The 18,078-nt window shown below is 66.0% G+C and carries 10 protein-coding genes (1 of these 10 cut by a window edge); 7 read left to right on the plus strand and 3 right to left on the minus strand.

All coding sequences use genetic code 11. The annotated features are described in order from the left end of the window. Positions 1–19 precede the first annotated feature (19 nt). Positions 20–5,497, minus strand: a complete 5,478-nt coding sequence (locus BH93_RS08735; protein WP_037178064.1) for an ATP-binding protein — start codon at positions 5,495–5,497, stop codon at positions 20–22. A gap of 415 nt (positions 5,498–5,912) precedes the next feature. Next, a complete protein-coding gene (locus BH93_RS08740; RefSeq protein ID WP_037177748.1) occupies positions 5,913–6,587 on the minus strand; it encodes a TetR/AcrR family transcriptional regulator in 675 nt (224 codons plus the stop codon). 293 nt (positions 6,588–6,880) lie between these two features. Here BH93_RS08740 and BH93_RS08745 point away from each other — a divergent pair, with 293 nt between their 5' ends. The 7 genes from BH93_RS08745 (at position 6,881) to BH93_RS08775 (ending at position 17,228) form a co-directional block, all read left to right on the plus strand. Continuing rightward, positions 6,881–11,944, plus strand: a complete 5,064-nt coding sequence (locus tag BH93_RS08745) for an AAA domain-containing protein (protein ID WP_052065906.1) — start codon at positions 6,881–6,883, stop codon at positions 11,942–11,944. Positions 11,945–11,953: 9 nt separating this feature from the next. Beyond that, a complete protein-coding gene (locus BH93_RS08750) occupies positions 11,954–13,159 on the plus strand; it encodes a metallophosphoesterase (RefSeq protein WP_037177751.1) in 1,206 nt (401 codons plus the stop codon). Between the two features lie 28 nt (positions 13,160–13,187). Then, positions 13,188–14,027, plus strand: a complete 840-nt coding sequence (locus BH93_RS08755) for an HAD family hydrolase (RefSeq protein ID WP_037177753.1) — start codon at positions 13,188–13,190, stop codon at positions 14,025–14,027. Between the two features lie 63 nt (positions 14,028–14,090). After that, positions 14,091–14,873 carry a hypothetical protein gene (locus BH93_RS08760; RefSeq protein ID WP_155291135.1) on the plus strand — a complete coding sequence of 261 codons (783 nt, stop codon included), beginning with the start codon at positions 14,091–14,093 and terminating at the stop codon, positions 14,871–14,873. A 4-nt stretch (positions 14,874–14,877) separates the two neighbouring features. Next, positions 14,878–15,795, plus strand: coding sequence for a hypothetical protein (locus tag BH93_RS08765; RefSeq protein ID WP_052065910.1), 918 nt, complete (start codon positions 14,878–14,880; stop codon positions 15,793–15,795). A gap of 76 nt (positions 15,796–15,871) precedes the next feature. Further along, positions 15,872–16,420 carry an LpqN/LpqT family lipoprotein gene (locus BH93_RS08770; protein ID WP_052065912.1) on the plus strand — a complete coding sequence of 183 codons (549 nt, stop codon included), beginning with the start codon at positions 15,872–15,874 and terminating at the stop codon, positions 16,418–16,420. A gap of 109 nt (positions 16,421–16,529) precedes the next feature. Then, on the plus strand, positions 16,530–17,228 hold the full coding sequence (locus BH93_RS08775) for an SDR family oxidoreductase (protein WP_037177756.1): 699 nt from the start codon (positions 16,530–16,532) through the stop codon (positions 17,226–17,228). Between the two features lie 50 nt (positions 17,229–17,278). On the opposite strand, the gene BH93_RS08780 is transcribed toward BH93_RS08775, so the two are convergent. Next, a protein-coding gene (locus tag BH93_RS08780) for a LysR family transcriptional regulator (protein WP_037178075.1) crosses the window boundary here: on the minus strand, positions 17,279–18,078 show its 3' portion. 88 nt of this gene lie beyond the right edge of the window; 800 of the gene's 888 nt are visible here — the last part of the coding sequence; its start codon lies off the right edge, out of view — the gene reads right to left on this strand; the stop codon is at positions 17,279–17,281.

An 18,078-nucleotide genomic window follows, 5' to 3' on the forward strand; every position in this document is an offset into this window, starting at 1 on the left:
GTTTGCGTCGAGCCAGGCCCTACTTTGCCAGCGACCGCGCCATTCCGCGTTCGATGGCGGCGACCAGCTGCGGGCGCAGTTCGGCGGCGGGGACGATGTGGTGCACCGATCCGACGTTCTGCGCGCGCTGGATGTTGTGGATGGCCTCGAATTCGGCTGCCACTTCACCCAGTTTGGCGTTGCGGGCGTTCGCTCGCACGGTGCCGAGCTCGACGCGCAGGGCCGAGCGGGTGGCGTCGTCCTCGGCTGCGTTCAGTCGTGCTTCGAGTTCCTTGACCTCGGAGTCGGCTGCGGTGCGGGCGTTGACGTCGCGGGTGAACACCACTGCTGCTGCCGGGGCACCGCCGAGTACGGAGGCGAAGGACCCCTCGACGGCGAGGACTTCCATGTTGTCGTTGAGCGCTCCGGAGAACACCACGAACGCGCCGCCGTGGTAGCGCGAGACGACACAGAACACGACCGGTCCGTCGAAGTTGACGATGGCGCGGCCGATTTCGGCTCCGTATTCGAGCTGGATGTTGCGCAGCGATTCCGGTGATCCGTCGAAGCCGGAGAGGTTTGCCAGCACCACGATCGGCCGGCTTCCGCTGGCGGCGTTGATGGCGCGAGCGGTCTTCTTCGACGAGTTCGGGAACAGGGTGCCCGAGGTCCACTGATCGGGGCCGTCGGAGGGGAACCAGCCCTTGCGGGGGATGGCCCGTGACTCGATACCGATGACGGACACCGGGATTCCGGCGAGGTGGGCGTCGAACACCACGGAGGTGTCGGCGTCGGCCATGTCGGCCCAACGCTCGAGCACCGAGTGGTCCTGGTCCACCACGGCGCGCATCACGGTGCGAATGTCGAACGGCTTCTTGCGGTCGGGGTTGGTGACCGAGGAGAAGATGTCGCCGACGGTGGTGAAGTCGCTCGACGGGTGCACGTGCGGGTAGGTGCGCACGTCGCGCTCGGTCGGGTCCGCGGTGGCTGCTCGACGTGGGAAGCGTTCTCCCGGAGCCGCATACGCGTGGTCGTAGTGCGCGAACAGGATGTCGCACGCGGCCCGCAGGTTCGGTGCCCAGTACTGCGCCTGGCCGTTGGGGCCCATGACGCGGTCGTAGCCGCCGATACCGAAGTTGTCCTCGGCCGAGACGCCACCGGAGTAGTCCAGGGACTGCTTTCCGGTGAGCACCATCGCACTGTCGGGGGTCATCACCAGGATGCCCTTGGTGTGGGTGAGCATGGTGGCTTCGGCGTTCCAGTACGGCTGTGCGCCGACGTTGATGCCCGCGACCACGATGTTGATCTCACCGCCGGCCTGGGTGAAGGTGATGATGCGACGCAGGCCGCGCGAGACCCAGTCCATGTTCTCGGTGCCCGATTCCATGGAAATCGTTGCACCGGAGGACAATGCGAACCACTCGACAGGTGCGCCGAGTTGCTCGGCGAGGTCGATGGCCGCGACGATCCGCGAGCACTCGGCTTCGGCGACGGTGCCGAGTGCCTTGGTCGGGTCGCCGAACAGTGCGACGCGGGTGATGCCCTCGGGGTACTTGGCGGTCGGTGTGGTCGCGAGACCGACGATGACGCCTGCGGTGTTGCGGCCGTACGGACGATCGACCGGTGCGAGTACGCCGTCGGCGTCGAAGTCGTACTCGGTGAACGTGCCACCGTTGCTGCTCAGCAACGGAATCAACTCGTACGGGTACACGGTGCCGCGGGCTTGGGAGCGTTGCACCTTCTGGGTGTACTCGTCGAGTGGACGCATCGGCTCGGTCGGCGGCGGGGTGATCTTGGCGACGATGCCTGCGCCGGATCGATACGACAGGCGCAACGCGACCTCGCGCGGTGTTGCGCCGGGTGTTTCGGCCAGGCGAGCGATGAGAGTGATCTCCTCGAGGCCTGCCCCGATCGTCAGCGGCGCGATGTGCCGGGCGATGGTGGCGATGCGGTCGGCAGGCACGTTCAGTACCGGCCAGACGTAGAGCACGACGCGGTTGGCGTCGAGGCGTTTCTTGCCGCGTCCGGCCTGGGCGCGGCGGATTCCGTCGAGGCAGGCTGCGACGGTGCGTTCGATCTCGGGTACGGCGACGATGTTGCCTGCGTCATCCAACTGTGTTGTGACACCGCGGATCTCGGCCAGGGCAACCAGTCGCTCGTCGGAGGGGTTGGCCTTCGACGTCAGGTGGAACAGGTACGTTCCGGCACTGGCAGGCAGGCGAACTCCGTCGAAGTTCTTCAGTCGCCACAGGTCCAGTCGCTGACCGGTCAGCGGGTGCATGTCCCGGATGATCGTGTCCTCGGCGAGGGGCTCGGATCCCTCGACCGTGGTGCGGCGGTAGGTCATCTTTCGGGTCGCGGATCCGAAGGCGGTCACGGTGACGCGACGCCAGCGGCCGGTGCTCGGGTGCGCGGCCAGTGCAGCCTGGAGTTGTTCCGAGAGGGCGTCGCCGTCCGTCGGCGCGTCCGGCCAGGACAGGTAGAGGTCCACGGCCAGGTGCTCCGGTGACGGCCCGGCGATGTCCTCGACAGCGTCGAGAGTGGCTGCGAGAGAATCGAAGTCGGTAGCCGTGGAGACAAGGTGCAGTCGCTCGCCCGAGAGCTCGAAGTTACCGGTGACGAAGTGCTTGCCGTCGCGGTCGAAGGCCTTGACGTCTTCGAGGGTGCGGATCTCGTAGTACTGGCGGGTGATCACCTCGAGCAGGGCACCGGGATCGGTGATCCGTTGTGCCAGCAGCTCGATCAACGGTTCCGGGGTAGCGACGAGAGCGGCAACGCGCGCCGAGTAATCGGCGGCGTCGGGGTTCTCGGCGAGGTACTGCAGGCTGCCGCGGACTCCGTCGTAGATCTTCTCTCGTGCGGTGCGGATCTGCGGCTCGTCGAACAGTCGGAAGCGCAGGTTGCGGGCGACGTCGCCGATGACGGGGTAGCGGGCCTGGGTGGCACCGATGAGTCGTTCGAGTACCTCGGCCATGGCCGGGGTGGCGTCGGGTTGTTCCGAGCAATCGCTGAGCCAGTGGCCGAGCAGAGCGGCGATGACCGGAACCTGGTTCTCCATGCGCTGCAGGGCGAGGAAGACGCGGTAGACGGCTTCTTCGAGCTCGGGTGTGCGACCTTCGTCGATGGCGGCGTCGTAGTGCGCCAGGGCGCGAGTGAGCTTGCCCCGGAACGATTCCGGCAGTCCCTGCACGTCTGCGTCGAGCGACTGCATGAACGAGTGGAAGTGCTCGCGAGGGGAGTGGACGCGCTCGTCGTTGCTCTCCTCGTCCATCGTCGGTCGGTTGCGCGAGAGTTCGCAGATATCGGCGAATGTGTTCAGCAACGACAGTTCGGCACCGACGAGCTCCGAGTCGTTCCGCGGCACGTCGGCACGCAGAGTCTCGTAGGTGGACAACAGGTTTCGTGCGCGGGCTCCGCTGACGTCGAAACCGGTGATGAGTGCTGCGAGCTCGTCGAGGCGGTCCAGGGCGCGGCGTTGCGGCGAGCGCTGCGCGGCGTCGTCGATGCCACGGAACTGCACGCGCGGTGCCTGCTCGGAGACCTTCTGCTCACCGGCTTGATCGACGCGCAGCAGGGCCGCTCCCGCGTCGACCTGTCCGTTGACCGAGGCCAGCACCTCACGCACGGTGCCCGCGTACGGGGACCGGACGGCAGTTTCCATTTTCATCGACTCGAGGACGACGAGGGTCTGTCCCGCTTCGACGTCGTCTCCGACGGCGACCGGGACGGCGACGACGACGGCGGGGGCCGGTGCGCGGACCAGCCCGGCCTCGTCCTGGGAGATCTGGTGGCTGATGCCGTCGACCTCGACGAGGAAGTGGGCGGCTCCGGCGACGGTGACGACCTGGTAGCGACGGTCGCCGATGACCAGACGGCTCTCGTAGGTGCCGAGGCGTTCGACGTCGACCTGCAACTCCCCGATGGCATCTCCGTCGATGCTGTAGCGGTGCGTGCCGGTCTGGCCTACTTCGATCTTGTAGGCCTGGCCCTGGTAGTTCAGTTCGACGGTGCGGCCGATGGCATGGGTGGCGCGCGGACGACCACCGCGAGCGGAGTTGAGGAACGCGGTGCGCTCGCGGCCCTCCTCGGCGTCGTAGGCATCGATGGCCGCGGCGATGATGGCGATGTCCGCGACGGCCGTCGGGCCCACCTGGGAGCCGGCCTCGGTGCGGTCGAGCCAGCCGGTGTCGGCGGAGGCGGAGATGACTTCCTCGCGGTCGAGCAGGCTCAGCAGGAACGACTTGGTGGTGGTGCCGCCGTCGATGACGACGGTGGTCTCGCGTAGTGCGTTCCGCAACCGTGCGAGAGCTTCGCTGCGGTCGCGGCCCCAGGCGATCACCTTGGCGACCATCGAGTCGTAGTCGGGCGGGATCACGTCGCCCTGGGCGATACCGGTGTCGACGCGGATGCCGGTGCCGAGCGGGAACTTGAGCAGCTCGACCGTGCCGGGGGCCGGCGCGAAGCCGTTGTCGGCGTCCTCGGCGTTGAGGCGGGCCTCGACGGCGTGACCGAACTCGGTGGGGCACTCGCCGGGCAGTGCTTGACCGTCGGCGACGAGGATCTGCAGCTTCACCAGGTCTATGCCGGTGGTGTACTCGGTGATGGGGTGCTCGACCTGGAGGCGGGTGTTGACCTCGAGGAACGTGAAGATCTTCTGCTCGGGCTGGTACAGGTACTCGACGGTGCCTGCGCCCTGGTAGCCGGCGGCTTTGACGAGCTCGGCGGACGCGGTGCGGAGCTGATCGGCCTGTTCCTTGGTCAGCAGCGGCGAGGAGGACTCCTCGATGACCTTCTGATTGCGGCGCTGGATCGAGCAGTCGCGCACACCCGGAGCCCAGACGTTGCCGTGGCTGTCGGCGATGACCTGTACCTCGACGTGGCGGGCATCGGTGACCAGACGCTCCAGGAAGACGACCGGGTCGCCGAACGAACGCTCGGCCTCGCCCTGGGTGCGTTCGAGGGAGAGTTCGAGTTCGTCCTCGTGGAAGACCTTGCGGATACCGCGGCCACCGCCGCCGGAGCGGGCCTTGATGATCAGCGGGTAGCCGATCGCCGCTGCGTGACGACGGGCATCGGCGCGGGTCTCGACCGGTCCACCGGACCACGGTGCGACGGGGACGCCGACCTTTTCGGCGAGGATCTTCGCTTCGACCTTGTCGCCGAGCAGACGCATCGCGTCCGCGGACGGGCCGATGAAGGTGATGTTCAGTCGGGCGACGAGATCTGCGAACGTCGGGTCCTCGGCGACGAAGCCCCAGCCGACCCACACCGCGTCGGCACCGGACTCCACCAGCGCCGCCTCGAGGACGCTGTAGTCGAGGTACGCCGAGCCGCTTGCGGGCTTACGCAGCGTGACGGCCTCGTCGGCCTGGCGGACGAACATGGCCCGCTTCTCCGCCTCGGTGTGCAGCGCTACGGTGCGGATGCCGTAATCGTGTTCGGCGTTGAGCTCTCGGACGGCTCGGATCAGCCGTACTGCTGCCTCGCCTCGGTTGACTACTGCAATCCGCTTGAACAACGTATCTCTCTTCGCTCGGTATGGGCGCACTTCGTCGGTGCACTCTCGATGGAACGTGGATTGGTGCTGAGCATGTCCGTTCATGTGTCATCGGGTCGTTCCGCAGGCTCCACTCCTACGCTCATGCAGCACTCCGACCGACCTATTCTAACTGCAATGCGCCCCCGTGCATCGCCAACGACGTTCGGCGTGAGTGTGATTGATCACCAAGATCGGAATTATCCTCTGTGACAACCTATTTCGACTCCCTTCGGACGGTGCTACCGGGCAGTAACACTCTCGTACCCGCGAGTAGCGTTGGCGTAACAGCTAATTCGCTGTTCGGACACCCACGTTCCTACCGGCGAGTACATTACCGGTGGGTACAACTCGGCCGAGCCCCCTCGAGCTAGCCGACACGTCGCGCATCCAGCCCTCACTCGGCGTCCCCGTCGTCGGTGTACGGCAGCCGCAGTGCGTTGACCCACAGCCTCGTCGCGGTCTCGAGCAGACCCTCGTAGTCCGCCGCGGCCCGACCGCCGGCGGCGTCGACGACGAAGTGATTGAACGCGAGCCGACTGATCATCGAAGAGAGGGCTCGGGAGGCGAGAAGTGGATCGAGTTCGGTGTCGGCCAGGCCTCGGTTCTGCAGGCTCTCGATGCTGCGAGCATTGCGTCTGACGAAGGCGTCGGCGCGCTCGCGGCGTAGCCGGCGAAATTCGGGATCGATGTTCGAGACCTGCTCGAGCAGGGCCATCAGCTTCGCGTTGCGCTGGTACGCCTCGAAGTATGCGCGATTGCTCGCTGCGATCACGGCTACCGGGTTTTCGCGGGGATCCACCCGTTCCGTACCGGGGTGCAGCATGTCGTCCCTGGCCTGTTCGAGCACCGCGGCCAGGATTTCTTCTTTGCTGGTGAAATACGTGTAGAAGGTTCCGGCGGAGCACCGAGCAGCGCGGGTGATGTCGATCAGTCGGGAGTCCAGGTATCCGCTCTCCTCGAAGACGCGTCGTGCGGCCGCGACGAGCGAGGATCGAGTTCGTAGCCCGCGTGGGGTGATCGGCAGCTCCCGATTCGGAAGGTCGCCATCGGACTCCGGCGCAGCAGGCATTCAGTCTTTATACGTCATTGTGCGCACGGTTCCGTGCGGATGAACCTGCGAATCTCACCCCGCTGCGGAACTCGCGTGATCGTGCGGATTCGAGCGGGCGCCGAGGGAGTGGAGCGGGGTGTTCCGCTGTGGTGCATACGGCCACCGAAACTCGGACTTTGTGACCGGGCACTAGAACGCATTCTGTGTGCTCAGCACGCGGTGAACAACTGCTGTCGAGCGGCTAGTGTGGCCGGGGTGCGCAAGCACTGTCCCTGAAATGGGACGACCATTCGAGTATCTGTGGGGAAACTGTGACGGCTGCAGCGGCTACCGGTCGTGAACACGACGACGAGCTCAAGAGCAGGGTGCAACGCCTGCTGCGCTTCCTTCGCGAGATCGTCGAGGCGAGATCGAACCCTGTGCTGCGATTCGACGATCACGTCCAGGTCGAGTGGGTGCATTCCGGTGACGTGCCCATGCAGCTCGACCTGCTGGCCAAGCAGGGTGGCGTGGTGCTCCGTGCGCCGCGCATCGCGGTCGACGAGCCGCCCGCACCTCCCGAGCTGCTGTCGGGGTGGCTCGATCCTCAGATCGTCGCCGACAGCCGCTACCGCGAGCTGGAGCTGGCCGATGCGGCGTCGGTGACGTCCCGCCGTCGTGCGGAGGCGCAGGAATCCGATGCCGACTTCGACATCCGCAAGGCGTACGAGATCAAGAAGGCTTTCGAGGAGTACTCGCAGTCGTGGAAGGAATGGGCGCAGGAGGACCGGGAGCGGCGCCCCCAGGCTGCGATCTACCAGGCCCTGCAGTTGATGATGCAAGAGCTTGCGTCGCGGCCCGAGTCGATCGAACTGGTGGTGGCGTCGGGGTTGCTGACGTCGAGCAACGTCGATCCGCAGCGCAGTGTGCGCACCCACCTGGTCACGCAGCCGGCCAACATCGAGCGGGATGTTCGTACCGGTGACCTGCTGGTACGTCTCGCGGCGAACACAACCCCGCGGCTCGAGGACGGGCAGCTGCTGACGGGCTCGAACGAATTCGATACTTCCGGATCGGTTGACCTGGCGCAGCAACTTCACGACTCGGTCACCTCGCCCGTCGGAGCCGGAGTGGAGCAGTTCCTCCGAACCTGGGCTGCGCGAGTTCCGCGGCACGAGATCGAGGTACTCGATCGGGTCGGACCGCCCGGAGCTCTCGCCTACATCGACGACGACCGAACACTGACCATCTCGCCTGCCCTCGTGCTCCGTACCCGCAACTCGTTTGCGTTGGTCGAGTACTACGAGCAGATGATCGCCGATCTCGAGTTCGCCGACTCCCCGGTACCGCTGGGTCTCGCGCAGCTCGTCGATGCCATCGAACCGGCCGATCGGTTGGCGTGGCTCGAGCGCACCGGAGCGGGTGAGTCGGCGGTACTGGCCGAGGATCCTCTGTTTCCGTTGCCGGCGAACGCGGAGCAGTCGCAGATCATCGAACGTCTCGGACGCGACAGCGGTGTCGTGGTCGAGGGGCCACCCGGTACGGGCAAGACCCACACCATCGCGAACCTGATGTCAGGTCTGCTGGCGCGCGGTCAGCGGGTTTTGGTGACTAGTGAAAAGTCACAAGCTTTGCGGGTGCTGCGTGACAAACTGCCGCCGGAGCTGCAGGAGCTCTGCGTGTCCATCACCGACCTCTCCCGTGGTGGTTCGGACGAGCTCAACCGCAGCGTCGCGAAGATAGCCGAACGCAAGACCTCGTTCGACGAGGCCAGCGAGGTGCAGAAGATCGAGGCGCTGACGACGCAGCGTGCGGCGGCTCTTGCTCGGCGAGCCGAGCTGCTGGACCGCGTCAGCGCGCTCCGTGAGTCCGAAACTGTTGTGCACGAGTATGTTTCGGACGGATATGACGGCACGGTGTCGTCGATCGTGCGCAAGGTCAAAGCGGCCGAGAGCTCACACGAGTGGCTGCCGGGCCCGCTGCTGGCCGACCGGCCACCACTCGACGGTGCCCAGGTCGATCGTTTGCGCACGTTGATCGCGACCTCGGACGAGAATCGTGAGCTGCGCTCTCGCCAGGTGCTGCCCCGCCCGGAGACGATGCTGCCGAATTCGGCCGAACTCGCGGCGCTCTGCCAGCGTGCAGGCGCGCAGATCGACGCTGTCTCGCCCCAGGCCCAGTCCCTCATCGCGCTGCTCGACGGCGTGCAGCCGGCGGTGTCCGCCGAGATCAGGCAACTGTGCGAAGAACTTGCCGCCCGAGTTCGAGCGGTGGTCGAACTCGACGATTCCTATTCGCGCCTGACCGATTCGGTGCTGTCCGGCGAAGCCGCGCACCTGTGGTCCCGGGTCAGCGGACTGGACCTGATGGTGGAGACGGCAGCTGCGTCGGATCGCTACGTCGGTGCACACGACGTGCAGTGTTCGTCGAGTTCGTCGGCGGCGCTGGCGGCGATGGATGCGCTCGCCGGAGCGCTGGAGTCGGGTGTCGAATGGAAGCCGCGGTTCCGTCGCAGCGAGGAACAGAAAGCCGTCGAGGCTCTCGACATCGTGGCCACGGTCGACGGACAGCCCGCGACAACGGCGATGGCGGCGCGTCTGGTGGCCGAACACCTCCGCGCGCTGGACTCCGTGCAGAGCGCAGCGGTGCTGCTGGCCGACCTTGCGATCATCGTTCCGCTCGACGGAACGCGTTCGATTCGTGTGAACGACGTAGCGCGCATCGCCGATCGGCTCGGCCTGGTGGCGCAGGTGGTGTCCGCACGTGACGCTCTGGTGCACCGTCTCTACGCCATTTCCCCTGCGGCACCGTGGATTCGAAGCCTGGCCGAGGCTCACGAGGTCGCCGGAGCTGCCGACGCCATCGCCCAGCGAGCGGACATCGACGCCGCGCGTGCCGAACTCGAGGCCCTGCAGTTTTCGGTCGCCACTCGCATCGATGCCGGGCCGTCGCCCGAGGGCTCGACCCTGGTGAGTGCGTTGAGCACCGCCGATCCGGTGGAATTGGCTGCCGCCGTTGCCTCGTATTCGCAGGCATGTGCCGAGCAAGAAGATCAACTCCTGCTCGAATCGATGTCGGCGTCGTTGTCCGCGGTGGCACCCGCCCTGTTCGATCTGGTCGAGGACACCGCCGCCGACCTCGAATGGGACGAGCTCAGTTGGCAGATGTCGAAGGCCTGGGCGTGGCGTCGTGCTCGCGAGTGGGTCGGCGAGCAGCATCATGGCGGTCTCGAACAGCAACTCGAAGCGGAATTGGCCGCTGCCGATACCGATATCGCTTATCTCACTACCCGTCTCGCTGCCGCGAGTGCGTGGCGCAACAGTCTCGAGCGCATGACAGCCGTCGAGGTCCGTGCGTTGCAGACCTACCGCGAGCACATCTCCAGCATCGGATCCGGGGCCGGCAAGTACGCCGAAACCTACCGCAGTGCAGCACGATCGGCGATGCGCGAGGCGCAGAGCGCGGTGCCTGCCTGGGTCATGCCGCTCTCGCAGGTGCTGTCGTCGATTCCGCCGGTACCGGGTAGCTTCGACGTCGTCATCGTCGACGAGGCCAGCCAGGCCGACATCACCAGCCTCTTCCTGCTGTATCTCGCGCCTCGCGTGATCGTGGTGGGTGACGACCGGCAGTGCGCCCCCGCCGACGTCATGCAGACCGGCACCCTCGAGGACGTGTTCGATCGCTTGGACGTCTACCTGCCCGATCTACCCGAACACGTACGGGCGACTCTGACGCCGAGGTCGAGTCTGTTCTCCATGCTGCGCACCAGGTTCGGCCAGGTGGTGCGGTTACGCGAGCACTTCCGGTCGATGCCCGAGATCATCAATTGGTCGAGCCAGCAGTTCTACGGAGACTCACCGCTCGTTCCCGTGCGGCAATTCGGGGCGGATCGGTTACCGCCGTTGCGGCACACGTACGTTCGCGGTGCGACGGTGACCGGAAAGAATGCGTCGCTCGTCAACCGCACCGAGGCCGTTGCGATCGCTCAACAGATCGCCGACTGCCTCGAGGATCCCTCGTACGACAACTTGACCTTCGGCGTCGTTGTGCTGCAAGGACAGTCGCAGGTCGACGAGATTCGCAACGAGTTGATCAAGCGCATCGGCATCGAACAGTGGGAGCAGCGGCGGCTGCGCGTCGGCACGCCGCCGGACTTCCAGGGAGACGAACGTAACGTCGTGTTTCTCTCGATGGTGGTGGCTCCCGACCAAAATTTCGCCACCCTCACCGCCAACCAGTACAAGCGGCGGTTCAACGTGGCGGCCTCGCGGGCACAGGATCAGTTGTGGCTCTTCCATTCGGTGACGGTCGACCGCCTCAAGCGAGCGGACCTGCGCAACTCGTTGCTGAGCTATGTCACTTCCGTTTCGCCCGCGCCGGCCGACCCGATGCCGGTGAACGTCTCACGTGAGGTCCGGACGGCACCCTTCGAGACGCTTCTCGAACAGCAGCTGTGGAGCGACCTCGTCGAACGTGGATTTCACGTCAATCCCGGTGTGATGGTGAACAATCGGCGTCTGGGCCTCGTGGTCACCGGGGAATCCTCGCGGCTGGCGGTGGAGTGCGACGGCGACACCTTCCTGTCCACCTCGGCGCAGCGGTTGGCCGATCTGCAGCGTGAGCAGGAACTCAAGCGTTGCGGCTGGACGTTCTGGCGGGTGCGTGAATCGGAGTACTACCTCGACCGCGATGCGGCGTTGGAAAGTCTCTGGGCAACGTTGGCGCAGCTGGGAATCAAGCCCAACAGCGTTGTGGTGGACGGCGTTACGTCTTCCGACGAAGCGTGGACGCCGGTGCCGCTCGAGGCCTCGCAGTTCGACGATTCCGGTGCCTTCGACACCTCCTCCACCGACGACTCTTCGGTGCACCATCGGTCGGTGTTGTCCCTGTGGACCATGCCGCACATCGACATCCCGACCGAGGCCAACTCCGGAGACCGAGAAACATCGACTACGACGCCGACCAACGGGTCGGGAACCAACGGTGCTCACGCGACCAACGGATCCGGCGGGTCCGCTGCCTCCCGTAGCTCTGCACACCCGAACGGGTCTTCGACGCCGAGTCGATCGCCGATGACCAACGGATCCACGCAGCCCAAGCTCGAGAAGCAGGCACCCGCAGAAGCCGAACACACGGCCGACGCCGAAACGACATCACCTGCAGGGGAGGAGGCTGCGGCTCCGGACGAGACCACGCCGAGCGTCGTGCCGCCCGAGTCCAGCACTACCGAGTCCGGCGCTGCCGAGTCGAACGGGGCGGACGAGAGTCCGGTGGAGCCCGAGAAGACCGACGTCGAGACGAGCGTCGGTCTCGAAGAATCGGAGGACCAGAAGATCGCCGAGCACGAACTCCCGCTCAACGGACTCCGCGGCTACACCACCCGGCGTCGACCGTAGCGCCCGCCGATGACAGATCACCAGACACAGCACCCCGACCGGTCGGCCTCACCCGGTCGTTCGCGTCGCCGCCGGATAGTGGTGCCCACCGTCGTGTTCTCGGTCTGCGCGGTACTTTTCGCGCTGCCGACGTGGACGGTTGTGTTCGCGGGCGCACAGTGGGGATCGGCTGTGCAGGTCGTCGGGACCTCGGTCGCGGTCGCCGCGTTCCTCGCGCTCCCCACGTCGATGTACATGGGTCACCGGCCCGGTCCCGAGGGGCGAAGCAAAGATGCCTGGGCGCGCGTGGGAGACGTGCTGCTCGGTCTGGTCTGGATCGCATTCGTGTGGTCGGCGCTGTCGTTGCTGCTGCGGCTCGGCCTGTGGTTCGCCGGAGTCGACGACCCGGTGCGGTCGCGGATCGTGTCGGTTTCGACCGTGGGAATCGTGGTGGTCCTTGCCCTGTGGGGACACTACGAGGCCATGCGCACACCGCGGGTACGGCACACGACAGTGCGGATCGATCGGCTCGGCCCTCGATTCGACGGTCTGCGAGTAGTTCTGGTGACCGACACACATTTCGGTCCGCTCGATCGGACAACGTGGTCGCACCGATTGACCGATGCGGTCAATGCGCTCGAACCCGATGTGTTGGCCCATGTGGGAGACATCGCCGACGGTTCGGTCGATCGGCGTCGACAGCAGGCAGCACCGCTGGAATCCATGCTCGCAACATCGGCGCGCGTGTACGTCACCGGAAATCACGAGTACTTCGGCGAGGCGCAGGAGTGGCTCGATCACATGGAGAGCATCGGGTGGAACTCTCTGCACAATCGGCACGTGGTGCTCCATCGCGGTGACGATGCCCTGATCATCGCCGGCGTCGACGACGCCACGGCGAAGGGTTCCGGTGCGCCCGGCCACGGTGCCGATCTTCCTCGAGCTCTCGCAGGTACCGATCCCTCGACGCCTGTGTTGTTGCTGGCCCATCAGCCCAAACAGATCGGCGACGCCGTCCTGGCGGGTGTCGATCTGCAGGTGTCCGGTCACACGCACGGCGGCCAGATCTGGCCGTTCTCGGCGTTGGTCCGCCTGGATCAGCCGGTCGTACACGGACTGAGCAGTCATGGCGACCGAACTCAGCTCTACACCAGCCGCGGATCGGGCTTCTGGGGTCCGCCGTTTCGGGTGTTCGCACCGAGTGAGATTTCCGTTCTGACGTTGGTCGCCGGCTGAGGCAGCGACACCTGGCAGTATCGGTGACGTGAAGAGAGCCGAAGACGTCGTTGTGGTCGCAACCGATCTCGACGGCACGCTGTTGCGTTCGGACCGAACGATTTCGGCGCGCACGGCCGACGCGATGGCCGGTGCCGACGCCGCCGGGATAAGGGTGGTGTGGGCGAGCGCACGGGCGCGGCACTCCATCGACGAACTCGCTGCGTCCTGCGGATTCCGTGGAACGGCTATCGGGGCCAACGGGGCCGTGGTTCTCGATCTGGCCGACGGTACCCCGAACATCGTCTGTACCAGATCGGTACCGGCCGACACTGTCGCGTCGGTCAAGTCGGCTGTGCGGTCTCTCGTACCCGGCGTGGCCTTCGCGACCGTCGGTGCCACTCGATTCGTGGCAGAGGCCGGGTATGCGGAACTGTGCGTGTTCGCCGACCATCATCGGCAACCCCACGAGATGGAACTCTCCGATCACGGCTTGTCGGTCGAGGTCGAGCCGACGGTCAAAATCGTTGCCCGGCACAGGGATACAAGCAGTGAGGCCCTATACGAGCTCGTCGCTGCGGCCGGCCTGACCGGGGTGGAGTTGACGCACTCGGGTGCGCCGTACATCGAGATGTCCGCTGCGGGAGTTTCGAAGGCAAGCGCGCTGCACGAGTTGTGTGAGCAGTGGGGTGTATCGGCGGATTCGGTTGCAGCAGTGGGAGATGCGCGCAACGATTTGCCGATGCTCGCCTGGGCGGGCACGGCGTTGTGTCCGTCGAATGCCGCGGCACCGGTGCTTGCCGTCGCAGATGGTGTCCTCGGATGCAACGACGACGATGCGGTCGCACGCTACCTGGAAGAACTCACCGCACTCCGCGCCGGACTGTAACGTCCGGTCTGCTCGTTTCGACCCTGTGTGAAAGGCTGGCCCCATCATCGGCAGAAGGACACCATGAGCTATCCAGGTTCGGGGGACCCCTCGCAGCGCGCCTACGGGCAGTACGGCGCGCAGCCGAATCCGTCCGATCGAGTGATTCCACCGCCGGGGTATTCACCGGACACTGCCGACTCCGGGTCTTCCGATTCCCCGTCTCCGTCCGGTCGTCCCCTTCGCCCGCCGCGTGCCGCAATGCAGCCCAATGTCGCGGCGCAGCCCAATGTCGCGGCGCAGCCCAATGTCGCAGCGCAGTCGGGAGGGCCCGGCGCAGTTCCCTTCCCGCCGGTGTTCGCGGGTTGTCCGCCGCAGTCGCCGCGCAATGGAAACGGCGGTCTCTGGATCGTCGTTGCCGTTCTGGTGGCGGTAGCACTGATTCTCGGGGGAGTGTTCGCCTGGTTGACGCTGCGCGACGACGCCGGTCCAGCCGTGGCGTCGGCGAGTGCCGCACCGCCGTCGGTGGAGAGCGACGGCAGCGCTTCGGGCGCGGTGCCGGGCTCCTCGTCGACGGCTGGACAGGAATCGGGCGTGACAACTCTGCCGGCGGGTGCCCAGACCTGCCCGGCCACCGTTGCGTCGACCGGCGGCCTTCGGGGTTCGGCAGTGGGGTCGACGGCAACGTCGTGCCCGTTCGCCGAGGAAGTGCGGTTGGCCTACACGCGTGGCGGCTCGGATCGTAATTCCAGAACGGTGGTGGCCAGCAGTCCTGTCACCGGCAAGCGGTACGAGATGAACTGCGTGTCGTCCGCGCAGTTGGTGACGTGCACCGGTGGCGAGAACGCTGTTGTCTACCTCTTCTAGGTCGATGCACCGCGGCACCGGAAGCTTCTGCGCGGTCGCACTTTCGCTTGCACTGCTGGTCTCCGGTTGCACGATTGCCACGGACGACGGCACTGCGACGGATACGCCCAGGGTCTCCGAGTCGACGTCCCTGCCGATGCCCCGGTCGGACCGACCGACGTCGGACCCTGGAGTGTGGAGCACCGCAGTTCCGGTCGAACCGTTGCCTGTCGCCGATCTCGCTGAGGAGTTCGGCGTACTCGAATCCGCGGCAGGTGGCCCCATCGGCCTTGCTCTGGTTCCGGTCGGCGGCGGGCCGGCCACCGTGCTCGGAACGTGGACCTCCGGTGTCGCGTGGTCGACGGTCAAAGTACCGATGGCCGTCGCCGCTCTACGCAATGGCGGCGACGCGGTTCTGGCCGACGCCGCAGCGGCGATCGAAAGCTCCGATAACGCGGCGGCCGACGCGCTGTGGGGTTCGCTGGGTGATTCCGCTGCTGCGGGTGCCGCGGTCGAGTCGGTTCTGCGGCAAGGCGGCGACTCTGCCACGACGATTCAGCGGGAGCGGATCCGTCCCGAATTCAGCGCGTTCGGGCAGACCGAATGGTCCACGCAGGATCAGGCGACGTTCGCGGCCGGTTTGTCGTGCATTCCGGATGCGGGGCCCGTGGTCGAGATGATGAACAATGTTGTGCCGGAGCAGCAATGGGGTCTGGGGCAGCTGTCCGACGCAGCGTTCAAAGGCGGCTGGGGACCGCGAGTGGACGGTGGCTACGTCGTGCGACAAGTCGGTATCGTCACCACCGTTGCTGGACGTGTCGGTGTAGCGATTGCGGCGCAACCGGATTCGGGTTCGTTCACCGACGGAACCGCCATGCTCGACGCGGTCGGTGATTGGCTGGAGTCGCGCAGTGATCGGCTTCCCGCGGGGCACTGCCTCTAGCGATTGTCGAGGCCCGGATCGGCGCAGGTAGCCTCTGGCGTGCCAGTGATTCGTCCGCCATCGAAAGGCCCATGCTGTGAACGACGCCCAGTCGCCGGAGCCGACCGAACCCACCACGATTGCCGAGTACTTGAACGCGAACGCGATACGGGTGTCCCCGCTCGACGGTGCCGCGGCGGCAGAGCTGGGCATCACCGTGCCGGTGCCTGCAGGCTGGCAGACGCTCGATCCGGCACAGTTTCCCGGGGCCACCCAGGTGATCGTGGAACCGAATCTCGTGGAGAACGGATTCGCTCCCAATGCTGTGCTTCTCGTCGGTGCTCTCTCGCGCACGATCGATCCGGAAGCGTTGATGGCGTTGGGTTTCGGAGACGGGCGGGCGATGCCCGGCTGGGTGGAGCGCGAGGCGAGTGCAGCGTCGTGGCTCGGTTGGCCGTCGCGATTCATTCGGGGTTCCTACGTCGCTCAGCAACTCGAAGCAGCGGTGACGACTCGGTACGTGTTGGTAGGCGTCGATACGCAGTACCTGGTGCAGTTGACGGTAACTACGTTGGCATCTCAGCTCGACGCGTTGGCCTTCGACGTCACAGCGATCAACGACGGCTTGACGACCAGCGGATCGTAGCCTCGGATCCATCGATTTCGTTTATGGCAGTAGTAGGTAATTACGATTGTCCGACGGTGAACTCTTCGCTTGGCTGGTGAGGTACCAATCGAGCGAAGGGTGATGTGTCATGCGAGTACTGCTTATAGGTGGAGCGTCGGGAATCGGGCGGGCCGTTGCTGCCGAGATCGTCGACGGGGGAGGCGAGGTGATCCTCGCCGGTCGACGTCCGGATGTGCTGAACGACGCGGCCGCGGCGATGGGTCCGAGGGCAACCTCGGTGATCGTCGATCTGACCGACGAGGAATCGATCGCCGCAGCGGCCGCGGAGGTCGGATCGGTCGATCACGTGGTGAGTCTCGCGGCCGATCACGCGAACGGTTCGGTCGCCGACCTCGACGTCGCCGACATCCGAAAGGCGTTCGACGCGAAAGTGATCGGGCCCATTGTGCTGGCCAAGCATTTCGCATCGAGTATTGCGGAGGGCGGCTCGCTACTGTTCTTCTCCGGGGTGGCCGCGTGGAAGCCGGCACCCGGTCTCTCGGTGATGGCGACGACCAACGGGGCCGTGGCGTTTCTCGTGGAGGCGCTCGCGGTCGAATTGGCTCCGATTCGGGTCAACGCGGTGTCGCCGGGCATCGTCGATTCCGGCGCGTGGGATTCGATGGGAGCAGGGAAGGACTCGTTCTTCGCCGAGACAGCGCGAGCCAATCCTGCAGGTCGGGTCGGCCGGCCGGACGACGTGGTGGCCGCGGTGCTCTTCGCACTCACCAACACATTCGTCACCGGTACCACCCTGCACGTCGACGGCGGGGGACGGTTCGTCTGAGGGGGGTGTCGCTCGGGTTGTCGTTGCTGGTGGGGACGAGTGGACGCATGTCATCGCGGCGGGCCGGCTGGAATCCCGCGGCGGAGCAGGTCGGCGACGAACCGCTGAACCAAGGCGTCACTCGGCGATCCGACCATTGCGACCACGGTGCGACGTAGGTTCGGTTGTAGGGGCTTGACGACGCCGTCGAATCGGTCAGGGAGAGCAGACGTCGGCACCAGCGCAATTCCCAAGCCGGCGCGGGCCAATTGCGCTGCGGTAGTGGCGCTTCGAGTACGTGTGCCGACCGTCGGGAAAATATCGTGCGCCGCGGCCTCGGCGTCTATCCACGCTCCGAGTCCATTCGACGGGTGGTAGTGGACCATCGGTCTACCGCGGAGGTCGTTCCACGAGATGCTCGGCTCGTCGGTGAGGTCGAGGCCTTCGGGTATCACCGCGACGATGTCCTCGGTGCCGATTTCGGTGACCTGCCCGGTGAATCGATCCGACGCTGGGCCGACGGCCAGGTCGGATGCGCCGCCGGTCACGGAATCGGCGATGGCGTCGGCGCTGCTGTGTTCGGAAAGCTCCACGTCGACGTTGCGATACTTGCGGGCCCACGTGCGCACGATCGGAGCGACCACCGGGACTGTCATCGTTTCCACACAGGCCAGCCGCAGTCGTCCGCGAGAACCGTCGGCCACGGCTCGTCCGGTCTCGACCACCCGATCGGCCGCTGCCAGTGCGGCTCCGGCGTCAGCGAGTATTGCCAAGCCGGTCGGGGTGGGACGAACACCGCGAGGTAGTCGCTCGAGAAGGGATGTGCCGATCTCGGTTTCCAACGCGGCCAACTGATGCGACAGGGCGGGTT

The organism is Rhodococcoides fascians A25f (assembly GCF_000760935.2).
Lineage (GTDB): Bacteria > Actinomycetota > Actinomycetes > Mycobacteriales > Mycobacteriaceae > Rhodococcoides.